General features: G+C 58.5%; 18 protein-coding genes. 8 read left to right on the top strand and 10 right to left on the bottom strand.

Annotated features, from left to right (window positions below; genetic code table 11):
- Positions 1-65: 65 nt before the first annotated feature.
- The 4 genes from cysD to ACMDCM_RS02860 all read left to right on the top strand — a co-directional run bounded on the left by cysD (position 66) and on the right by ACMDCM_RS02860 (position 4,759).
- The gene (cysD, locus tag ACMDCM_RS02875; RefSeq protein ID WP_412772160.1) at positions 66-1,076 is read left to right on the top strand and encodes a sulfate adenylyltransferase subunit CysD; all 1,011 of its coding nucleotides are present in this window, start codon (positions 66-68) and stop codon (positions 1,074-1,076) included.
- On the top strand, positions 1,073-2,959 hold the full coding sequence (cysN, locus tag ACMDCM_RS02870) for a sulfate adenylyltransferase subunit CysN (protein WP_412774645.1): 1,887 nt from the start codon (positions 1,073-1,075) through the stop codon (positions 2,957-2,959). The genes cysD and cysN overlap by 4 nt, the downstream gene beginning before the upstream one ends.
- 105 nt (positions 2,960-3,064) lie before the next feature.
- The gene (locus ACMDCM_RS02865; RefSeq protein WP_412772159.1) at positions 3,065-4,045 is read left to right on the top strand and encodes a glycosyltransferase family 2 protein; all 981 of its coding nucleotides are present in this window, start codon (positions 3,065-3,067) and stop codon (positions 4,043-4,045) included.
- A 195-nt stretch (positions 4,046-4,240) separates the two neighbouring features.
- The gene (locus ACMDCM_RS02860; protein WP_412772158.1) at positions 4,241-4,759 is read left to right on the top strand and encodes a polysaccharide deacetylase family protein; all 519 of its coding nucleotides are present in this window, start codon (positions 4,241-4,243) and stop codon (positions 4,757-4,759) included.
- On the opposite strand, the gene ACMDCM_RS02855 is transcribed toward ACMDCM_RS02860, so the two are convergent.
- The 6 genes from ACMDCM_RS02855 to ACMDCM_RS02830 form a co-directional block, all read right to left on the bottom strand.
- Positions 4,685-5,821 carry a DegT/DnrJ/EryC1/StrS family aminotransferase gene (locus tag ACMDCM_RS02855; RefSeq protein ID WP_412772157.1) on the bottom strand — a complete coding sequence of 379 codons (1,137 nt, stop codon included), beginning with the start codon at positions 5,819-5,821 and terminating at the stop codon, positions 4,685-4,687. The genes ACMDCM_RS02860 and ACMDCM_RS02855 overlap by 75 nt on opposite strands.
- Positions 5,805-6,821: an NAD-dependent epimerase/dehydratase family protein gene (locus ACMDCM_RS02850; RefSeq protein WP_412772156.1), complete on the bottom strand. Its 1,017-nt coding sequence runs from the start codon at positions 6,819-6,821 to the stop codon at positions 5,805-5,807. The genes ACMDCM_RS02855 and ACMDCM_RS02850 overlap by 17 nt, the downstream gene beginning before the upstream one ends.
- On the bottom strand, positions 6,818-7,858 hold the full coding sequence (locus tag ACMDCM_RS02845; RefSeq protein WP_412772155.1) for a Gfo/Idh/MocA family protein: 1,041 nt from the start codon (positions 7,856-7,858) through the stop codon (positions 6,818-6,820). The genes ACMDCM_RS02850 and ACMDCM_RS02845 overlap by 4 nt, the downstream gene beginning before the upstream one ends.
- A 79-nt stretch (positions 7,859-7,937) precedes the next feature.
- A complete protein-coding gene (locus tag ACMDCM_RS02840) occupies positions 7,938-8,696 on the bottom strand; it encodes a sulfotransferase family protein (RefSeq protein WP_412772154.1) in 759 nt (252 codons plus the stop codon).
- 42 nt (positions 8,697-8,738) lie between these two features.
- Positions 8,739-9,836, bottom strand: a complete 1,098-nt coding sequence (locus ACMDCM_RS02835) for a DegT/DnrJ/EryC1/StrS family aminotransferase (protein WP_412772153.1) — start codon at positions 9,834-9,836, stop codon at positions 8,739-8,741.
- A gap of 17 nt (positions 9,837-9,853) precedes the next feature.
- Positions 9,854-10,336 (bottom strand): acyltransferase, encoded by a 483-nt coding sequence (locus ACMDCM_RS02830; protein WP_412774644.1) that lies wholly within the window; start codon positions 10,334-10,336, stop codon positions 9,854-9,856.
- 196 nt (positions 10,337-10,532) lie between these two features.
- On the opposite strand from ACMDCM_RS02830, the gene ACMDCM_RS02825 reads away from it, so the two are divergent.
- Positions 10,533-11,009, top strand: coding sequence for an arsenate-mycothiol transferase ArsC (locus ACMDCM_RS02825; protein WP_412772152.1), 477 nt, complete (start codon positions 10,533-10,535; stop codon positions 11,007-11,009).
- Positions 11,010-11,318: 309 nt separating this feature from the next.
- On the opposite strand, the gene ACMDCM_RS02820 is transcribed toward ACMDCM_RS02825, so the two are convergent.
- Both ACMDCM_RS02820 and ACMDCM_RS02815 read right to left on the bottom strand, forming a co-directional pair.
- On the bottom strand, positions 11,319-12,518 hold the full coding sequence (locus ACMDCM_RS02820; protein WP_412772151.1) for a pyridoxal-phosphate-dependent aminotransferase family protein: 1,200 nt from the start codon (positions 12,516-12,518) through the stop codon (positions 11,319-11,321).
- 633 nt (positions 12,519-13,151) lie between these two features.
- Positions 13,152-14,576: a methyl-accepting chemotaxis protein gene (locus tag ACMDCM_RS02815; RefSeq protein WP_412772150.1), complete on the bottom strand. Its 1,425-nt coding sequence runs from the start codon at positions 14,574-14,576 to the stop codon at positions 13,152-13,154.
- Between the two features lie 583 nt (positions 14,577-15,159).
- On the opposite strand from ACMDCM_RS02815, the gene ACMDCM_RS02810 reads away from it, so the two are divergent.
- The 3 genes from ACMDCM_RS02810 (at position 15,160) to ACMDCM_RS02800 (ending at position 16,275) form a co-directional block, all read left to right on the top strand.
- A complete protein-coding gene (locus ACMDCM_RS02810) occupies positions 15,160-15,429 on the top strand; it encodes a hypothetical protein (protein WP_412772149.1) in 270 nt (89 codons plus the stop codon).
- Positions 15,430-15,548: 119 nt separating this feature from the next.
- The gene (locus ACMDCM_RS02805) at positions 15,549-15,746 is read left to right on the top strand and encodes a hypothetical protein (RefSeq protein WP_412772148.1); all 198 of its coding nucleotides are present in this window, start codon (positions 15,549-15,551) and stop codon (positions 15,744-15,746) included.
- Positions 15,747-15,834: 88 nt separating this feature from the next.
- Positions 15,835-16,275: an HIT family protein gene (locus ACMDCM_RS02800; RefSeq protein WP_412772147.1), complete on the top strand. Its 441-nt coding sequence runs from the start codon at positions 15,835-15,837 to the stop codon at positions 16,273-16,275.
- Here ACMDCM_RS02800 and ACMDCM_RS02795 read toward each other — a convergent pair.
- Together ACMDCM_RS02795 and ACMDCM_RS02790 are read right to left on the bottom strand one after the other, a co-directional pair.
- The gene (locus tag ACMDCM_RS02795) at positions 16,272-16,970 is read right to left on the bottom strand and encodes an ABC transporter ATP-binding protein (RefSeq protein WP_412772146.1); all 699 of its coding nucleotides are present in this window, start codon (positions 16,968-16,970) and stop codon (positions 16,272-16,274) included. The two genes, ACMDCM_RS02800 and ACMDCM_RS02795, sit on opposite strands and share 4 nt — an antisense overlap.
- A complete protein-coding gene (locus ACMDCM_RS02790; RefSeq protein ID WP_412772145.1) occupies positions 16,967-18,844 on the bottom strand; it encodes a branched-chain amino acid ABC transporter ATP-binding protein/permease in 1,878 nt (625 codons plus the stop codon). The genes ACMDCM_RS02795 and ACMDCM_RS02790 overlap by 4 nt, the downstream gene beginning before the upstream one ends.
- Positions 18,845-18,846 lie beyond the last annotated feature (2 nt).

Here is an 18,846-nt window from a genome sequence, read left to right as displayed (position 1 = left end):
TCCATGCTGGGGATCGCACCTACAATCTTCACTGTGACGCGCAAGATGAGAAGCCTCGAAGCCACATGACAGTCCGCAACGCCTTGCAGCCGCGCACTCTACAGACGGCAGAGACGCCGCTTGCGGAGATCATTTCGCGCTATGCGCGGCAGGGCGCGGATACGCCGCGGGGGCGCGATCTCACTCCCCACCTGCGGCGGCTGGAAGCCGAGTCGATCGAGATCATGCGCGAAGTTGTCGCCGAAATGACAAACCCGGTCCTTTTGTATTCGATCGGCAAAGATTCGACGACGATGCTCCATATCGCCCGAAAGGCTTTTTTCCCGGACAAGCCGCCGTTTCCCGTCCTTCATATCGCGACGACCTGGGATTTTCAGGACATGATCACGTTCCGCGATCTGATCGCGGAAGCGCTCGGTATCGAGCTGCGGGTCCACACCAACGAAGACGGCTTGCGCCGCGGCATCAATCCTATTGCCTCCGGAGCAAGCACGCATGCGCAAGTCATGAGTACAGAAGCGCTGCGGCAGGCGCTGGATAAGTGGAAGTTCGATGCTGCCTTTGGCGGCGCACGCCGGGACGAGGAAAAGAGCCGCGCCAAGGAAAGAGTGTTTTCGTTCCGCAACGCCTCCCACGCGTGGGACCCACGCAACCAGCGCCCGGAACTCTGGAACCTGTACAACACCCGGATCAAGGACGGCGAGTCGCTCAGGATTTTTCCGCTGTCGAACTGGACCGAACTGGATGTCTGGACCTACATCAAGCTGGAGCAGATCCCAGTCGTCCCGCTCTACTTCTCCAAATCAAGACCTATCGTCCGTCGCTCAGGCGCCCTCATCATGCGGGATGATGAACGAATGCCCTTGAATCGCGGCGAAATACCGGAAATGCTGCCCGTCAGGTTCCGAACATTGGGATGTTATCCATTGACCGGCGCGATGGAATCGCGAGCTGCGAACGTCGACGATATCATCGCTGAAATGCAGGGTTCGATGATGTCGGAGCGTCAAGGACGCCTTATCGACTACGACGAAACCGCATCGATGGAACGAAAGAAGCGGGAGGGGTACTTCTGACCACTGCACCTTCAAACGAGTCCCCCGATTGCAGCGGGAGGCGCGAAGGCGAATTGCTCCGCCTCCTGACCTGCGGATCTGTCGATGACGGCAAATCGACCCTGATCGGCCGCCTTCTTCTCGATTCGAAATCCATCTTTCAAGATCAATTGTCCGCCGTCGAGCGCGACTCGGCTCGGTACGGCACAAACGGCGAGGACGTCGATCTCGCGCTTCTGCTGGATGGTCTTGAAGCCGAACGCGAGCAAGGCATCACAATCGACGTCGCCTATCGGTTCTTCGCTACCCGAAACCGCAGCTTCATTGTCGCGGACACACCGGGACACGAACAATACACGCGCAACATGGCCACCGGAGCCTCGGCGGCCGATATTGCAATCATTCTCGTCGATGCCCGCAAAGGCCTCCTGACCCAGACGAAACGGCACGGTTTCATCTGCTCGCTGCTCGGCATCCGGCACGTCATGCTCGCCGTCAACAAGATGGACCTCGTCGGCTATTCGCGCGAGACATTCGACCGGATCGTTGAGGCTTATCGTGCGTTCGCCGAGCCTCTGGAGTTTCGTTCCGTGGCGGCAATTCCGATATCTGGCCGTTTCGGCGTAAATGTCGTCGTCCGCTCCTCATTAACGCCATGGTACGAGGGCCCTACCCTCGTCGAGCATCTTGAGCATATCGATATCTCCGCGTGCTCCGATTCTCAGCCGTTCCGATTTCCCGTGCAGCTTGTAAGCCGGCCGCATTCAGATTTTCGTGGCTATGCCGGCACCGTCGCCGGCGGTTCGGTCGTTCGCGGGGGCGATGTCGTGGTCGCGCGATCGGGCCGCAAAACGACCGTCTCAAGGATCGTCACGTTCGACGGCGAACGCGAACAGGCCGCGGCGGGCGACTCGGTCACACTCGTGCTCGGTGACGAGATTGATATCACGCGCGGGGACGTTTTGGTGGACCCGCAGAACAGGCCGGCCGTCGCTGATCAATTCGCATGCAAACTAATCTGGATGGATGACAGTCCGATGCTGCCGGGACGATCCTATCTTCTGAAATCCGGCACCCAAAAGATTCCGGCGCGTATCACAACGCTGAAACATCAGATCGACGTCAACACGCTCGATCAGAGAGCCGCCAGAACGTTGGGCCTCAACGAGATTGGAACCTGCAACATCTCGACCTCGGCGCCGCTGGTTTTCGATCCCTATGCGGACAACCGGAGGACAGGATCTTTCATCCTGATCGACCGTTTCACCAACGCAACGGCCGGCGCCGGCATGATATCGTTTCCGCTTCGCCGTGCGACCAATATCCACCACCATGAGCATTTGATCGGCAAGGCGCAGCATGCGGCCCTTAAACAGCAAAAGCCGACTATTCTCTGGTTCACGGGATTGCCCGGGTCCGGAAAATCCACGATTGCCAATCAGCTCGAAAAAATCCTACACGATCTCGGATACCACACGTTTTTGCTCGATGGCGATAACGTCAGACATGGCCTGAATCGCGACCTTGGATTTACCGATGCCGATCGCGTTGAGAACATCAGACGGGTCGGCGAACTTGCAAGGCTGCTCCTGAACGCCGGGCTGATCGTTATTTGCTGCTTCATTTCACCGTTCCGGGCCGAACGGGATAGCTTGCGTGAACTGGTCGGCGCAGATGAATTCGTCGAGATATTCATGGATACATCGCTCGAGGAATGTATACGGCGCGACCCGAAAGGCCTCTACGCAGCGGCGCTTGCTGGCAAGATCAAGAACTTTACCGGTCTCGATTCACCATACGAACCACCGGAGAGGCCGGACGTCCACATCATGGGTACGGAAGAAGTGGCCGATGCTGTCTCTCGCGTCGCAGCATGGCTGCTTCCCCGGATCAAAAGCTCCTAGCCCGCACGAGGAATTCTGCCGTTCCGGACGATGGACTTGGTGCGGGTTCAACGTTATGCAGAGATTAATTCCAGAAGTAATCAGGCACACTTCGCACGGTTCAAAATGACCAACGAGAGAGCACGCCCAGCGCGGCTGACCCTGATTACCCCGGTATTCAATGAGTCGTCGAATATCGACGCGTGCGCGGATGCAGTCATCCGCGTCATTTTCGCCGACCCCAAGATCGACGGCCACGTCATTTTTGTCGACGACGGGTCATCGGACGACAGTTGGGCCAGGATCGAAGCACTGGCCCGCAAGTCGTCTCGTTTTTCCGGAGTTCGGCTGTCACGGAATTTCGGCGCGCACTACGCACTGACGGCCGGCTTCGATCACGTCGAGCCCGACCAGGACATTATCGCCACGCTGGCCTGCGACCTGCAGGATCCACCCGAAACCGTTCTCGATTTCATCCGGGAATGGCGCAACGGTGCCGATGTCGTCTGGGGCGCGCGCCGTGAACGCGCCGATAGCTGGCCGCGCAAAACCGCGTCGCATATCCTGAACCATGTCCTGAGACGCTATGCGATGCCGAAGAATTCACGGTTCAGGACCGGCAGCTTCCTGCTCATGGATCGCACCGCATTCGATTGTTTTCTACAATACCGCGAGCATAACCGTGTCACGTTCGCTCTGGTCGCCTGGACGGGTTTCGACCAGGCCACAGTCCCTTACGACCGCAAAGCACGCGTCCACGGCACCACACGATGGTCGTTCGGCCAGATGCTGAACACAGCCTATGACGTCTTTGTCGGCTTTTCGCCAGTTCCCGCGAAGTTCGTTGCAATACTCGGGTTCACCGTCTTCACCGGCAGTATCCTATTCCTGCTGTATCTGCTGATAAACTGGTCGCTTAACGACGTGGAGCCCGGTTGGACCGGCATCATGACCATGATGACCGTGCTATTCGGATTGCTGTTCATGATGGTCGGAATGCTCGCCGAATATCTTTATCGTATTTTCATCGAGACAAAGAAGCGCCCGCTCTATTTCGTTTCAAAAAGAACCAAACCACCATCAATGAGGCCAGCAGGCGATGTCTGAGACTTCGCTGATCAAAGTACGGCTATGCTGGCAGATATTGCCTGCGGCGGCATCCTGGGCCGACGGGCTTGATATTATGCTGCCGGCCAAATTAGCTACTCTGGTCGGCAGTGGCAATGTCGACTGGGGTAACGGCGCAGTACGGTCGCAAGCGCAAGACAGCAGTCCCGGTGGGCCAGTTTCCCGGGCTGGCCCGTGGACCTTTCAGCGGATGCCGCGGCGGACCTCGGCAACCTGCTGTTTCAAAGACCGGCGCGGACCCGCGTTCTCCTCACCCACGACATCGACAGCGCGGAATGCCCGAACAATCTGGTCAAGTGGTTTTTACCCATCGAGGAATCCAACGATGTCCGGTCGGCAAACTATATCGTGCCTCGCGCCTGGCCGATCGACAGGGGCCTGACCTCGGAGATCGACAATCGCGGCCATGAAATCGGTATACACGGCTACGATCACTCGAATCGAACGCCGTTTGCACCAACGGCAGAACGGCACGTACGCCTCGCAGCCGGCGCGCAGGTGGGAACGGGATTCAAAACCGCCGGTTACCGCGCGCCATCGCTCGTGCGCACGAAGGTCATGATCGAGGAGCTTGCTTCCCACTATTCGATCGGATTCGAATCTCGCGAGACAATCTGCTTACGTTGCGAAACGCGACAGGACTTCCAGAATGCGTTCGGCGTCCGCATTCGTCATGTCGGGAAAAATCGGTAGTTGCAGCGACGACAACGCCACGGCCTCGGTATGCGGCAGTCTGGCAGCCATATGACGATAGGGCTCTTCAAGATGCGACGCCATGACCCCACGACGCGTCGCCACGCCATGACAATAAAAATGTTCCATCAACGCATTTCGCGTCGATACCTTGCCGTCACGCACTCTGACCTGAAACGACTGCCAGTTCGGCGCGACATGCTGCGGTACGCTGGGCGCCACGACGATTGCATTATCCTTCAAACCGTCGATATAGGCCTGCGCGATCGCACGGCGGCGCGCAAGAAACCCGTCGAGTTTCTGTATCTGCGCGACACCGATTGCGGCCTGGATATCGGTGATACGAAAATTATAGCCGATTTCAGGATAGGATTCGAACGTGGTCGGCGAACTCGCATGCCGCTGATAGTCGCTGAGCGACATTCCTTGATGGCGCAGGCGGCGGAGTTTCGCCGATAGCTCGCCATCATTGGTCACGATCATGCCGCCCTCACCTGTTGTAATCACTTTCCGGGCATGGAGGCTGAAAACCGAATATGGTGCGAGCGAACCGACGGGGGCTCCGCGGAACTTGCTTCCGAACGAACAGGCGGCATCCTGGATAAGAATGAGATTCTTTGCAGCCGCCAGCGTCCGGAAGCGATCAATCTCGCACGGCAGACCAATCTGATCGACCGGCAAGATGGCTCGCGTCCTCGGCGTAACCTTACGCTCGGCATCCTCCGGATCGATATTGAATGTCGCCGGATCGATGTCCGCAAAGACGGGTGTGGCCCCCGCATGCATAATGACATTGACAGAGGCGATAAACGTCAGGGACGGCACGATGACTTCATCGCCTGGACCGATCCCCAGCGCCTTCAGCAGCAGAAACGCACCCGTCGTCCAGGACGACACCCCGACGGCATTCTCTGCACCGCAGACTTCGGCAAATCGCTTTTCAAACTCGGCGAGGCTGGGTCCGCCGACCACCCAGCGGCTGCGGATCGCGCGCGCTGCGGCCTCTTCCTCCTCGATGCCGAAGCATGGCCGACTGAATGCGACCTCAGGAACGGACGGCATTGGCATCGCCTTCCATGACCCAGTTCTCGACTTTCTGCTCCAGCAGACCCTGCGGATCGACCGTCGCGCGCACCCAGTCGATGTAATCGCGCACCCCTTCGCGGAGTTCGATCTGTGCCCGGTAGCCCAGCAACGCCTTTGCCTTTCCGGTATCCGCATGGAGATAGGCGACATCGCCGGGACGGTCGCCGCGATATTCGATAGTCAGGTCATTTCGAGAAAGGGCCGTGAGAACCTCTCGCGCCAGATCGTTGACCGTGACCGGCTTTCCGCGTGCGATATTGACCCGCTGGCCGATGACGGCATCGGTTTCGCCAGCAAGCCGAATGCCGCGCGCAATCTCGGTCACGTAGGTAAAGTCGCGGGCATTCGTACCATCGCCGAACACGACCGGGCTGAGCCCGTTCAGAACCCGCCCGACAAACCGTGGCAAGACCTCGGCGCGGACGCCGGTCTGATAGGCCCGCGGCCCATAGGCATTGAAGGGGCGCACGACGGTCGTGGGCACACCATAGGTCCGCAAGTACGCCTCGGTGTACAACTCGCCCGCCAGCTTCGATGCGCCATAAGCGGTCATCGGGGCGCAGACAGTGATGTCCTCGCGCAGTTCTGCCCGCGACGCGTTTCCGTACACTTCCGAACTCGAACAGTACACGAAGCGGCCGATGCGCCGCCGCCGCGCCTCCTCCAGCAGTGTGATCGTCCCCGTCGCATTGACGTGGTGAGATTCCATCGGCCTGGTGAGAGACCGACGCACGCATTGGGTCGCCAGATGATAGACTACTTCACAATTATCGAAGGCATCCGCCACCGCCTCGGCATCGATGACCGATCCGCGCACGATGCGCACGTCGCCCTTACCATTCGCTTCAGTCAGATTGCGCTCGAAGCCGACCGAAAAATCGTCCAGCACGGTCACCGGCCGCCCCTGTTCAACGAGCTGATCGACAAGATGGCTGCCGATGAATCCGGCACCGCCGGTGACGAGAATTCGCGTCATTGTGGCACGTCCCGCCGTGCCCGCACCCGCTTTAGATTGTCATCGAGGCGCGACTGGGCCATTTCCAGGGTCTGCACGATCTTCAGTCCCTCGGTTCCGTCCATGATAGACGGCGTCTTGCCCCGGATAACATCAGAAAAATGTTGCGCGACGCCGACGAGCGCTTCCGTTTTCCGCAATCGCGGCGAATGGATGTCGCCAATCCTGTATTGCGGAATGATCATCGGTCGCTGTTCTTCTGGCTGAAAGTGGATTCCGGAACTGTAGATCTTGATCTTCTGGTCCTCGTCCAGATCGTCCCAAACGAGCATCTTGTCGGTCCCGCCGATTGTGAAGCGGCGGATCTTGACCGGAGACATCCAGCTCAGGTTCAGGTGCGCGATGCAGTTCTTCCGGAAGTGCAAGGTGAGATACACCATGTCGGGCGCATCCTGATTGACGTGGCAGTAGCCGGAGGCTTCGACGTCAATCAGTTCGTCGTCAATCAGATGGTTGATGATGGACAAATCGTGAGGCCCCAGATCCCAGAGGCAATTCACATCGGGCTGGAAAAGGCCGAGGTTCACACGCAGCGAGTCGAAATAGCAGACCTGACCGAGCGCCGAACGCGCAACCAGTTCCTTGATCATCTGGACCGCACCGGTGAACAGAAAGGTGTGGTCGACCATGAGGACCAGGGACTTCCGCCTGGCCCGTTCAACAAGATCGCGGGCCTCGTCCAATGTGGCACACATCGGTTTTTCGACCAGCACATGCTTCCCGGTATCGAGCGCCCGTCGCGCGATGCCGTAGTGACTCGCGACGGGAGTCGCAATTACCACGGCATCGACATCGCGGTGGGCGATGAGCATTTCAGCTTCCTCGAAAGTGCGAATATCAGGGAATGCGGCCGAGAGGCGCTCGCGGGTCTCGCTCTTCTTGTCTGCAACTCCAATGACACGGAAATCCGCATTGCTGCGGAAATTTCGAAGCAGGTTCGGCCCCCAGTAGCCATAACCTACCAATCCAATTCCGATTGTCATTCCGCTGCCATCCATCCCAGCGCGCGTTACGCCAACGCCATTCTAGCAACAAACCTGTGCGCTGCTGCGGCGCTGCGGCCGCGCAGTCGTCGCATTAAACGCCCCAGGCGGACACATCAACGCCTGTGAGATCATGAAAATCGCTGATTTCAACAACGAACCGCTCGCGGAGTCGCTTTGCCGTTTCGGGGTCGATGGGCTTATCCGCTTCTGTCGCATTGATGCGACCTGTCTGCAGGACGGACCAGGAAAGCTGCGTTAGACCTCCAAACGCCTGGATTGCAGCAACGAAATATTCCGGTCGACTCAAAATATCCTCAAAGATGAAGAACCCGATGCGATCGCGACCCAACGCCTCGATCCAGGCTCTCGCCAAACTCCCGTATCGCCCACGCGTGGTGTAGTCGAACGGCCGTGCAGCTTCTCGCCCTGGCGGCAAGGGACTCGGTCTTTTGCCTTCTAGACTCAGGGCTTCCTCGAAGCTCAATGTCTCAAGGCCGTTCTTGCGCGACCAGAGCCAATTGGAATAAGCGCGGTCGACAGGATTGCGCAGCAGTATGATCAGCTTGGTCTTGGGCAGCAATCGCGCGAATCGCAATCGCGCATCTTCGTTCTCGAAATAGTTGGTGGTCTTCTCGATCCGCACCAGATGCGGCGGGGCATCAGCGAAATAGCTATCGTATCTTTTCAGAATTCCCGCGTCGCCATCTGGATGCCCGGTCAGCAACACCTTCGGCTCCGGTGCGATCGGCTTTGCCAGATACACGTCGGGATGCTTATCGAGAACCTCGCACAGAAAGCTGGTCCCGGAGCGCGGAGCCCCTCCAATGACGATGTCGGGCAGATTGGACATGTGAAATCATCTCCCCCGGCATCGCCGCCTGTGGCACAAGGCCTATTGATAGAAGGCAGTAACCGTCTTGACCACGTAATCAAACTGCTCGTCCGTCATTCCGTCAAACAGCGGAAGCGAGAGGCCTTCGTCTGCCCATTTATCAGCCACCGGATACGTTGCACCGGGCTTCACATAGGCAGACAGGCAAGGTTGCCGGTGCAGGGGCACCGGATAGTGCAGCCCGGTCTCAATCCCGGATTTTGACAATGCATCGCGGAGCGCGTTGCGCGAGTGCGTGCGGATGACAAAAAGATGCCAGCAATGCGTTTGATGCCAGATGGATGGGATTTCGAGCGGCAGCCCCTCGAGGCCTGCAATATACCTGAGCGCGAGCTCGCTCCGCCGTTTCGTCCACGCTGACAGAAGCGGCAGCTTGTGTTTCAGAACAACCGCCTGCAGCCCGTCCATCCGATAGTTGAAGCCGAGCTCCGCATGAATATATCGCTCGGTCTGGGCGTGATTGCGCAATGAGCGCAAACGACCGGCATAGTTATCGTCAGAAGTTACGACCAATCCCGCCTCGCCCGCAGCCCCGAGATTTTTTCCGGGATAGAAACTGATGCAGCCCAGATCTCCCATCGTGCCGGTGGAACGTCCATTCCAAGTCGCGCCGATCGATTGTGCAGCATCTTCGATCACCTTTAGACTGTGATCCCGAGCGAAGCTGGCGACTGCGTCCATGTTTGCCGGCTGGCCATATAGATGAACGGGAATGATGGCGCGTGTCCGCGGAGTCACAAGTTGACGCGCGGCCTCGATATCGATCGTTCCGGTCCGTTCATCGACATCGCAGAACACCGGGACCGCACCGATATACAAAATGCCCCAGGCACTGCCGATAAACGTATGCGCAGGCAACAGAACTTCATCACCACTGCCGACGTTGGCAGCGAGAAGCGCGAGATGAAGCGCCGACGTTCCCGAATTGACGCCGATCGCGTGCGGGACATTCAACCATTCCGCGATCTGACGCTCGAAGGCATCGACAAACGAGCCTGATGAGAACTGGCTGCTTGCAAACACACGGTCGAAATCAGATCGCACGCCGCTTTCGATATGGCGCCACTGCCATGTCAGATCGTTGAAAGGTACTTTCACGAGGTATTCCGTATCAGCTAGCGCGGATCGCGCTTATCGCGCACATCGCCGATCACCCGCCCCGGGTTTCCTGCCACAATGGCATATGGCGGGACGTCCTTCGTTACAACAGATCCGGCACCGATCAATGAGGATGCGCCAATCCTAACGGGCAAAATGACGGCCCGACTACCGATCGAGGCACGAAACTCCACCGACGTGCGCGACATTACCCAATTGTCCGTAATCCGCCGCCCGGACTCATCGGTGGCGCGAGGCAAAAGATCATTGGTGAACATGACACCATGCCCGACGAAAACCTCATGCCCGATGTCGACGCCTTCGCAAATGAAGGAGTGTGATTGAATTTTACAGAGACGACCGACCGTCGCCCCTGCTTGAATTTCAACAAAAGGGCCAATGAAGGTGTCATCCCCGATGGAGCACCCATAAAGGTTCACCAGATCCGGGAGAGGAATCCGCGTCCGTTCTCCCAGCTGAACATTGGCTGCGATTGGCAAATCATATCCCTCTTCGGTCTTGAGATGCCAAGTTAGCCAAGTTCGGTCAACTGAATACGATAGGGCGAATTCAATATACCATCGGTGAGCCGACATCGCGTTCTGCCTTTGTTCGAATGACATCTCCCGGATGTCAATTGAGGGCGACGCGAAGCTTGGAAAGTGCTGTAATAGAGAGCGACCCATAGGCAAATCGATGAAGCGGCACATCCTGTTTTTATGCACCGGCAACTACTACAGGAGCCGTTTTGCGGAAGAGTTATTCAACCATCGCGTCAGCTTTATTGGTTTGGATTGGATCGCATCGTCCCGGGGCCTGGCGCTCGAACGAGGCTCCTCGAATGTCGGCCCCATATCGCCCTACACCCGCGACGCGCTCAGACATCGCGGTATCCTTCCTTCGGCTGCCGACCGTCTGCCCAAGTCTTGCACGATCGACGACCTCGCGCGCGCGAACATGGTTGTGGCGTTGGATGAGGCTGAACATCGTGAATTGCTTTATGCAAGATTTTTAGGGTGGCAGGATCGTGTCACCTACTGGAACATCCACGACATAGATATCACCGATCCAACGGATGGCATCGCATCGATTGATCTGAAGATCACGTATCTGGTCGAACGACTCCAAGATGAACCCGCCTCATTCCACGAGAGTCTGTTTCAACTGCGTTGAACCAGACTCGTCGCTCATCTTTTTGTTTGAGCATGATCTTTTCCGAAAACCGGTTTCCACTTTTCGGGATCATGCTCTAGGTTGCGTTACTTTCAACTCGACATCGGGGCTCTATCGCCCTTGGCATATGGCCGGCTCGAAGGTCGGAAGCGCGCAAAACCCGGTCGGCTAACCTGACAGCCGCATGACTTGACGCTGCGAGGTGGCGGACAGAACTGCGTCCACTCTTTGCTTTACACGCAGAGTCGCGCTGCGACTTCGCTCAACGGGCAGCGGGACGGCGCGTAGGCCTCCCCAACGATCCCCAACTCAGGCGACAACAGCCTTCAGCATCGGCGTACCGTCGCGTCCCTTGAGCACCTCCATGGCCGCCGCGACGCCGCCGGCGCGATGCGGCATCCTGGCGATGTCGAGGCTCATCTCGATGCCGGCCAGCGCGCCAATTATCGTCAGGTCGTTCATATGGCCGAGATGGCCGATGCGGAAAGCCTTGCCCTTGATCTTGTTGAGGCCGGCGCCGAGCGACATGTCGAAATTGTCGAGCACCACCTTGCGAAAGGCGTCGGAATCGTGTCCGTCGGGCACCATGACGGCGGTCAGCGCCGGCGAATAGGCGTGCGGATCCTGGCAGACGAGTTCCAGTCCCCACGCCTTCACGGCAGCCCTCGTCGCGGCGCCGTGACGCTTGTGGCGGACCCATACGTTCTCCAGACCCTCCTCCTCCATCATCGCGATGGCGGCCTTCAGGCCGTAAAGAAGATTGGTGGCCGGCGTGAACGGAAACGAGCCCTCCTTGTTATTGGCGATCATGTTGTGCCAATCCCAATAGGAACGCGTCGAGGTGTTGGCCTTCGAGGCCGCCAACGCCTTTTCCGACAATGCATTGAACCCGAGGCCCGGCGGCAGCATCATGCCTTTCTGGGAACCCGCGATCGACACGTCGATGCCCCAGGCGTCATGCTCGTATTCGAGCGAACCGAGGCCGGAGATGGTATCGACCATCAACAGCGCCGGATGTTTGGCGCGATCGAGAGCCTTGCGGACTTCGAGCGGATAGGTCACGCAGCTCGTCGAGGTCTCATTGTGCACGATCATGACGGCCTTGATCGTGTGATCCCGATCGGCCTTGAGACGCTCCTCGATCAGGTCCAGCGGCGCGCCGCGACGCCAGTCGGTCGGCAGCACATCGACATCGAGCCTGAACTTCCCGGCCATGGCCAGCCACAACGTGGCGAACTGACCGGTCTCCGCCATCAGCACCTTGTCGCCCGGCGACAGCGTGTTGACGATCGCGGCTTCCCATGCGCCGGTGCCTGACGAGGGATAGATGATGACCGGCTGTTTGGTGCGGAAAATCCGCTGGATCGCGGCCAGCACCTCAAAACCCAACTCCGCGAATTCCGGGCCCCGGTGATCCAGGACGGGCATGTCGATGGCGCGCAGCACGCGGTCAGGCACGTTGGTGGGGCCTGGAATCTGGAGAAAATGCCGTCCTGTGTGCAGCGTCATCTGGGGGCCTTTCCGGAGGGATCTTGTGGTGTTGCAGGATCGAATATCATTATCCGCCAGCGTTGTCCCGCGCCTGCAGGCGTCCGTCAATGCTCAAGAATACGGGCCATGCCCTGCAAAGCCGGATCGCGGATGCGAGACATCGGCCACGCGAGAGCGAGGACGGCGACGACGAGGGCCGCGAAAGCCCCGGATTGCCTTGAAAACAGCGCCCTCCCCCGCGCATCCCTCCCGCGAGACCGTTTTGGTGGCCCTGTTCGACGCCTCGGCACGACGCTAGGACGCTTCGTTCTATCAGATCATACCAGCGGCGGCGTGCTGTCCGCGGCGTGGGACGAAGCACGGCGCGCGCTTGCCATTGCACAGGACGACGGTTGGATCGTCACGGCGGCGGCGCCTCGCAATACGGCCCGAGTTTCAATGACGGCCCCCGTAATCGATCTTTCAAAACATCTGAACGGGCTTATCTCGCGTCGAGGCGCAAACCGAATCACTTGCGGATTGACGTCGTCGAGCTTGGGCAGTCACATCGTAAAGCCGCAACGATCGGCCGCCATAAATCATGAACAGAGAAAAATCCCTAACAGCCTTCACTGGCCCTCCCCTTAAAGCCGACGAATAAGACGGCGGCACCTACGAAGCGTGAGAGATCTTCTCGCTTATGATCAGCTTGCCAATAATCTGACCGCATTGTTCTAAAATCATGCAGAAGCTCTCTTCCGGTTTTTGCTCACGGGTGGCGAAGTATTCAATGACCATGAGCACCTCACGCTTTCTTGAGAGTAATGGAAGCGCCAATCCGGAAACCAGCCCGAGTTCTTTAGCCGCTTCTGCGCGAGGAAAATTGGTATCGAGCGTAACATTGGAAATCCACTCGAGTTTTTTGCTCTGATATACACGTCCCGGCAGACCTTTACCCGGTACAAATTCACCCGCCTCGGACATCTGAACAAACTTGCTATTCAGTTGACGAGAAGAGATGCTCCATATTTTAGCCGACTTGGTTATGCCGGACGCATCAGGAATCAAGACGTGCGCAATCTGCCAGCCAAAATTGTTACATATCAGAGCAACCAAATCCTGAAGAACTAACTTTATGTCGTGCGTTTGATTTATCTTCTTACCGAGCTGCTCAAGTATCATGCAGGATGTCTTGCTAAAATCCCCTTCGGCATTCTGCATGGCCGTGACAGCCCGAACTGCGTCCATGCTCTGTCTTGAGCTGATACCCAATTCGTCTTTAATTTCGGAAAGCTCTGCAATAATATTGCTGTTCTGAGTTGACATCGAAACGAAGCCACTCATCGTAATATTCAACTTTTGCATCGCGGCGCTTTGATCTTTGATGCCTACGACAATCTGGGAGATGGCATCGGCGACACTGATCGTTTCAGCATCGGCTATTTTAATGGATCGCAAGGCTTTGTCAGATATTATGCTGGTTTCCTCGACTTGCTGTTTCAACACGTTGAAAATGGAATCAAGCGTACTCTGACCACGTTCGATGTTCTTTCGAATTTCCTCGGCCGCGACTCTTGTAGACTCAGAGAGGTTTTTAACCTCCGATGCTACCACGGCAAACCCTTTGCCTTGCTCCCCGGCTCTAGCGGCTTCGATCGTCGCATTAAGCGCAAGCAGTTTCGTCTGATCGACAATTTTGTTAATCAACTTAACCGTTTTAGTGATGTCCTCCATCATTTCCTGGACAGCGCCGAATTGGTTTTTTGATTCATTGAGGTCTTTCACGACATCGACGAGGCGCGTCACCTCGGCACTGGTCGCTGTCGTTTCTTTAGCAACATTATCCGAGCGGCGCCTAATATCGTCCGATGTCACGGAAATCTCTTCCGCGCTTGATGCTATGGTTCCAAGGGTTGCTCCCAACGTCTGGATATTGATGTTCTGATTCTTCGTCACAACTTCGAGTAACTGCACAATGCAGTCGGCTTCGATGCCCGTTTTAAACAGGCTCTGCAACGCATGCACCAAGTGCAGCAGATGTGTCTCGGCGGGCACTCCGCCCGGTGCAGAAATCTTTTTGACCTGATCAGTATGCATGGCATTGTACCTTGCCAAGCGGAGAATTCAGCTGCGCTGTTTCAGTCGTTCTCTTATCTTCATGAGCAAACACGGCATCCCCCCAATTTTCCTCACCTGCAGAAAGACTACGTAAGGACTGTCCGCCATTTTTCTCTCACCAACACAATCAAAGCGGGCGCCGAGAAAAATGTTACCGATGAAGTTTCCGGTCGAGACGGGAACGGGATTGGCGAGCCTAGGCTCCAAGATATGCCGTCTCCATGCGGCACTCGATTGGACAGAGTAGGCAGAACATTCGCAACGCTATATTCATGTCCCAATCCGACAAAGGCAAGAAAGTACCACCAGATTATAAACAGCTTTCTGGAAGCGGATTTAACCGGTAACAGCTCCATTCCGCCGACACGACCAGCCGGTTGCGGGGAATCCTGCAGCGCCAGAAATGCGCCATGTATTTTTCTTGGTTGCGACCGCTTCGGTTCCGGCCCATTGACAGCGGCCGGGGCCGGCCCGAACATGAAACCAACTCGCATCAGGTTCCGAACTATTCCACCCGCAAGGGCATCCCGCCACGCCATCCGCCGCACAGGAGATCGGCCCAATGATGATTCTCAGGATTTTGGCCGCAGCCACCTTGGTTTCAATGGCGGTCTCGGCGCCAGCGCTGGCGCGGTCTCATCACCACAAGCACCACCACAAATACCACCACCACCATCATTCGTCCGAGACCGATATCTACCTGCACAACTACGGGCCTGCCGTCACGCCGGATCAACCCTTCGCCTATTACGACGGATCGGCGGACCTGCGTTGCAAGCAGAGCGCCGCCTCCTATCGCGGCCAGGACGGCCGCCCGCATCCGTGCAATTGAGCCCCGGTTCCGCCGGACCGCGACCTTCGGTCCCCCAAACCTGTGCATAGCGCATGGCGCGATTGCGGACGCGCGTTTAGAATTGGCGTGATGACAGGGGGGGTCTGCGAGACTGAGACATGGACAAACAGAACAAGAAATACGACTACAAACGCTACCGGACCCTGCTGGCCGAGGCGACGGACGAATCGAAGCGGCTGGCGTTCATTGACTTGCTGATCGAGGAAGGCGCGCGGGACCAACTCACACGCGAGCGGATCAGCCAGCTTGGCCTGACAAAGCCGGTGGAGCGGTCGCGCAGCGGGGAGCAGGCCTAGCGTTCGGCCCGCGGCCCGCGCCATGCATTCGCCCCGCGAACATGCGAGAATGGACCAAGCGCAAGTTGCGCCAACCCCCGGAACAGACATGTTGGGAACGGTGCCGGCCTACGACGATCAGAACATTTTCGCGAAGATCCTTCGCGGCGAGATACCGTGCTTCAAGGTTTACGAAAATGCGCGGACATTCGCGTTTCTCGACATTATGCCGCGCGCGCCGGGCCACACTTTGGTGGTCCCGAAGGCCTCCGCCCGCGGAATCCTCGACATTTCAGCGGACGATTTCGCGGAAGTCGCGCGAACCGCGAAGACGATCGCGATCGCCGCCATGAAGGCCTTCGATGCGGACGGAATCATCGTCCAGCAGTTCAGCGAAGCCGCCAGCGGACAGGTGGTATTTCACCTGCACATGCACGTCATGCCGATGAAGTCGGGGGTCGAGCTGCTGCCGCCCCAGAGCCGGAAAGAGGATGTCAGTGTGCTCGAGGATCACGCCGCGCGGCTGATCGCCGCGCTCGCCCGGCCCTAAACGCCGAGGTAGCGTTGCAGGATTTCCGGCTGCGCCTTGAGTTCCCGCGCCGGCCCCTCATGCACGATGTGACCGTTGTTGATGATATAGATGCGCTGGGCAAGCGTGAGCGTCGCCGCCAGGTTCTGCTCCACCAGCACGATGGTCTGTCCGGCTGCCGCCAGATCGCGGCAGGCCCTCATAAGATCTTTCACGATCACCGGCGCGAGCCCCTCGAACGGCTCGTCGAGCAGGACGATTTTGGGATCGCGGACCAGAGCGCGCGCGATCGCCAGCATCTGCTGTTCGCCGCCGGACAATTCGTTGCCGCGGTTATTCCGCCGTTGCTTCAGCCTCGGGAACATCTCGTAGATGCGGCCGAGCGGCCAGCGTTTCGCGGCCGTCAGTCCCGCAAGCACGATGTTTTCCTCGACGCTAAGGCTGCCGAAAATGCGCCGCTCCTCATGCACGAGCTGCATTCCGGCCTGTGCGATCTTGTGACTCTTGCGGCCGGCGACGTCGGCGCCGTCGAATATCACGCTGCCGGTGCGAGGCGTGACCACGCCCATCAGACTCTTCAGCGTGGTGCTCTTGCCGGCGCCGTTACGCCCGAGCAACGCCACCACCTCGTTGCGCTCGACGCGCAGCGCGACATCGAAGAGGATATGGGAATCCCCGTAATAGCTGTTCAGACCCTTGACCTCGAGCAGGCTCATGCGTCGAGCACTCCGTGCACGCCCCCGAGATAGGCTTCCTGGACCGCGGCGTTGTTCTTGATTTCGTCCGGCGTTCCCTCGACCAGCACCCGGCCTTCCTGCAACACGGTGACGCGTTCGGCCAGTTCGAACAGCGCATCCATGTCGTGGTCGATGATGATCATGGTGCGGCCCTTGCTGATCGACTTCAACAGCTTGACCGTTTCCACGCGCTCGCGCGGGCTCATGCCGGCGAGCGGCTCGTCGAGCAACAGCAGGCTTGGCGAGGTCGCGAGCGCCAGCCCGATTTCCAGCCTTCGCTTTTCGCCATAGGCAAGCTCGGACACCGGCGTGTCCGGCCGCGTCGTCAGGTTGACGAGTGCCAGCGTGCGCTCGACCTGTTCCGACAATCCCGGAATGCTCTGAAGACTGCGGAACATGTCGAGGCGGAACTTGCCGCGCAGTTCCGAGAGCGCCGCGATGGTCAGATTCTCGCGCACCGTCAACCCCGAGAACAACTGATTGACCTGGTAGCTCTTGGTCAGCCCGAGCTGGCACACGTCGGTGACGTTCATCCCGGTGATATCGAGCCCCTCGAATATGATCTTGCCCGACGTCGGCGCGACTTCGCAGGTCAGCATCTTGAAAAACGTCGACTTCCCGGCGCCGTTCGGGCCGATGATGCCGCGCAACTCGCCATGGTTGACGGTGAAATCGATATCGCTGTTGGCAAGCAGACCGCCGTAACGCTTGGTCAGCCCGGTCGCCTGCAGGATCGGGCCGGCATAACTGTCAGCCGCACGATGCATCGGGGCCATCGGCGGCGGATCCGGCTGCTTCGCGAGCTTGGCCTCCGCAATCTCCTGTTCCTTTTCGGCGGTCAAAGCCGTCGCCGGCGCTGCGACCGGTTCGCGGTGAACGCGCCGGCCGACGACGAGACGATAGAGATCGGCAATCCCGCCGATGATACCGCGGCGCAGAAAGCAGACCAGCAGCACGAACACCGCTCCGAGCACCAGTTTCCATGCTGCGCCCAGACCGAGAGCCGACTGCAGGAAATCCTGCAGGAACAGCCAGACGGCCGCGCCGACCAGCGGGCCGAACAGCGTTCCGGGACCGCCGATCGCGGTCTGCATGATGAGCTGACCGGACGTATCGAACATGAAGGCGTCCGGCGGCATGAACGCCTGCATCACGCCGAGCAGGCCGCCGGCAAAACCGGCATAGGCGGCAGCGATGACGAATGCGGTCAGCTTGTAGCCGTGAATATTGTGGCCGACGGCGGTGGCGCGCAGCGGGTTGTCGCGGATCGCGCTGAAGATCGCGCCGACCGGCGAGCGCACGATGCGCAGCGCGATCACCACGCCGACGAAATAACACGCCGCCAGAAACTGGTAGAGCGACCAGCCGGTGGTGAAATGGAGCGTGGTGAAGCCGAGATTGAAACTCGGCGTCGGAACGCCAGGCAATCCGTTCTCGCCGCCAGTCCATTCCGCCAACGGATTGAATTCGACGAAGTAGAAAACCTCCGCGATCGCCACCGTGATCATGGCGAAATAAATCCCGGTCCGGCGCAGCGCGATCAGGCCGATGAAGTAGCCGGTCACGGCAGCCGCGACCATGCCGATCACCAGCGCGAGAAAGACGTTCGGGAATCCGGCCCGGGTCAGCAGGTAGGCCGCCACGAAACCTCCGGTGCCGTAGAACGCCGATTGCCCGAAAGACAGCAGGCCGGTGAAGCCGAACAGGATGTCGAAGCCGAGGCCGAACAGCCCCCAGACCAGGATGCGGTTCACCGTGTTGGGCGCGAAGCCGAGATGCGGCAGCACGAACGGCGCGGCGACCAGGCCGATCACGGTCAGAATTTCAATCAGGAAACGGCGTTGCCTCAGCATCT

The sequence above is a fragment of the Nitrobacter sp. genome, from assembly GCF_047149785.1.
Classification (GTDB): Bacteria; Pseudomonadota; Alphaproteobacteria; order Rhizobiales; family Xanthobacteraceae; genus Nitrobacter.
Note: the sequence above shows the minus strand (reverse complement) of the source record. Positions and strands in the feature narration are given on the sequence as shown.

Bases quoted from the DNA above. Each gene is read 5' to 3' on its own strand.
- cysD (WP_412772160.1), top strand. From the start codon at position 66: ATGACAGTCCGCAACGCCTTGCAGCCGCGCACTCTACAGACGGCAGAG.
- ACMDCM_RS02865 (WP_412772159.1), top strand. From the start codon at position 3,065: ATGACCAACGAGAGAGCACGCCCAGCGCGGCTGACCCTGATTACCCCG.
- ACMDCM_RS02855 (WP_412772157.1), bottom strand. From the start codon at position 5,821: ATGCCGTCCGTTCCTGAGGTCGCATTCAGTCGGCCATGCTTCGGCATC.
- ACMDCM_RS02850 (WP_412772156.1), bottom strand. From the start codon at position 6,821: ATGACGCGAATTCTCGTCACCGGCGGTGCCGGATTCATCGGCAGCCAT.
- ACMDCM_RS02845 (WP_412772155.1), bottom strand. From the start codon at position 7,858: ATGGATGGCAGCGGAATGACAATCGGAATTGGATTGGTAGGTTATGGC.
- ACMDCM_RS02840 (WP_412772154.1), bottom strand. From the start codon at position 8,696: ATGTCCAATCTGCCCGACATCGTCATTGGAGGGGCTCCGCGCTCCGGG.
- ACMDCM_RS02825 (WP_412772152.1), top strand. From the start codon at position 10,533: ATGAAGCGGCACATCCTGTTTTTATGCACCGGCAACTACTACAGGAGC.
- ACMDCM_RS02820 (WP_412772151.1), bottom strand. From the start codon at position 12,518: ATGACGCTGCACACAGGACGGCATTTTCTCCAGATTCCAGGCCCCACC.
- ACMDCM_RS02815 (WP_412772150.1), bottom strand. From the start codon at position 14,576: ATGCATACTGATCAGGTCAAAAAGATTTCTGCACCGGGCGGAGTGCCC.
- ACMDCM_RS02810 (WP_412772149.1), top strand. From the start codon at position 15,160: ATGATGATTCTCAGGATTTTGGCCGCAGCCACCTTGGTTTCAATGGCG.
- ACMDCM_RS02805 (WP_412772148.1), top strand. From the start codon at position 15,549: ATGGACAAACAGAACAAGAAATACGACTACAAACGCTACCGGACCCTG.
- ACMDCM_RS02800 (WP_412772147.1), top strand. From the start codon at position 15,835: ATGTTGGGAACGGTGCCGGCCTACGACGATCAGAACATTTTCGCGAAG.
- ACMDCM_RS02795 (WP_412772146.1), bottom strand. From the start codon at position 16,970: ATGAGCCTGCTCGAGGTCAAGGGTCTGAACAGCTATTACGGGGATTCC.
- ACMDCM_RS02790 (WP_412772145.1), bottom strand. From the start codon at position 18,844: ATGCTGAGGCAACGCCGTTTCCTGATTGAAATTCTGACCGTGATCGGC.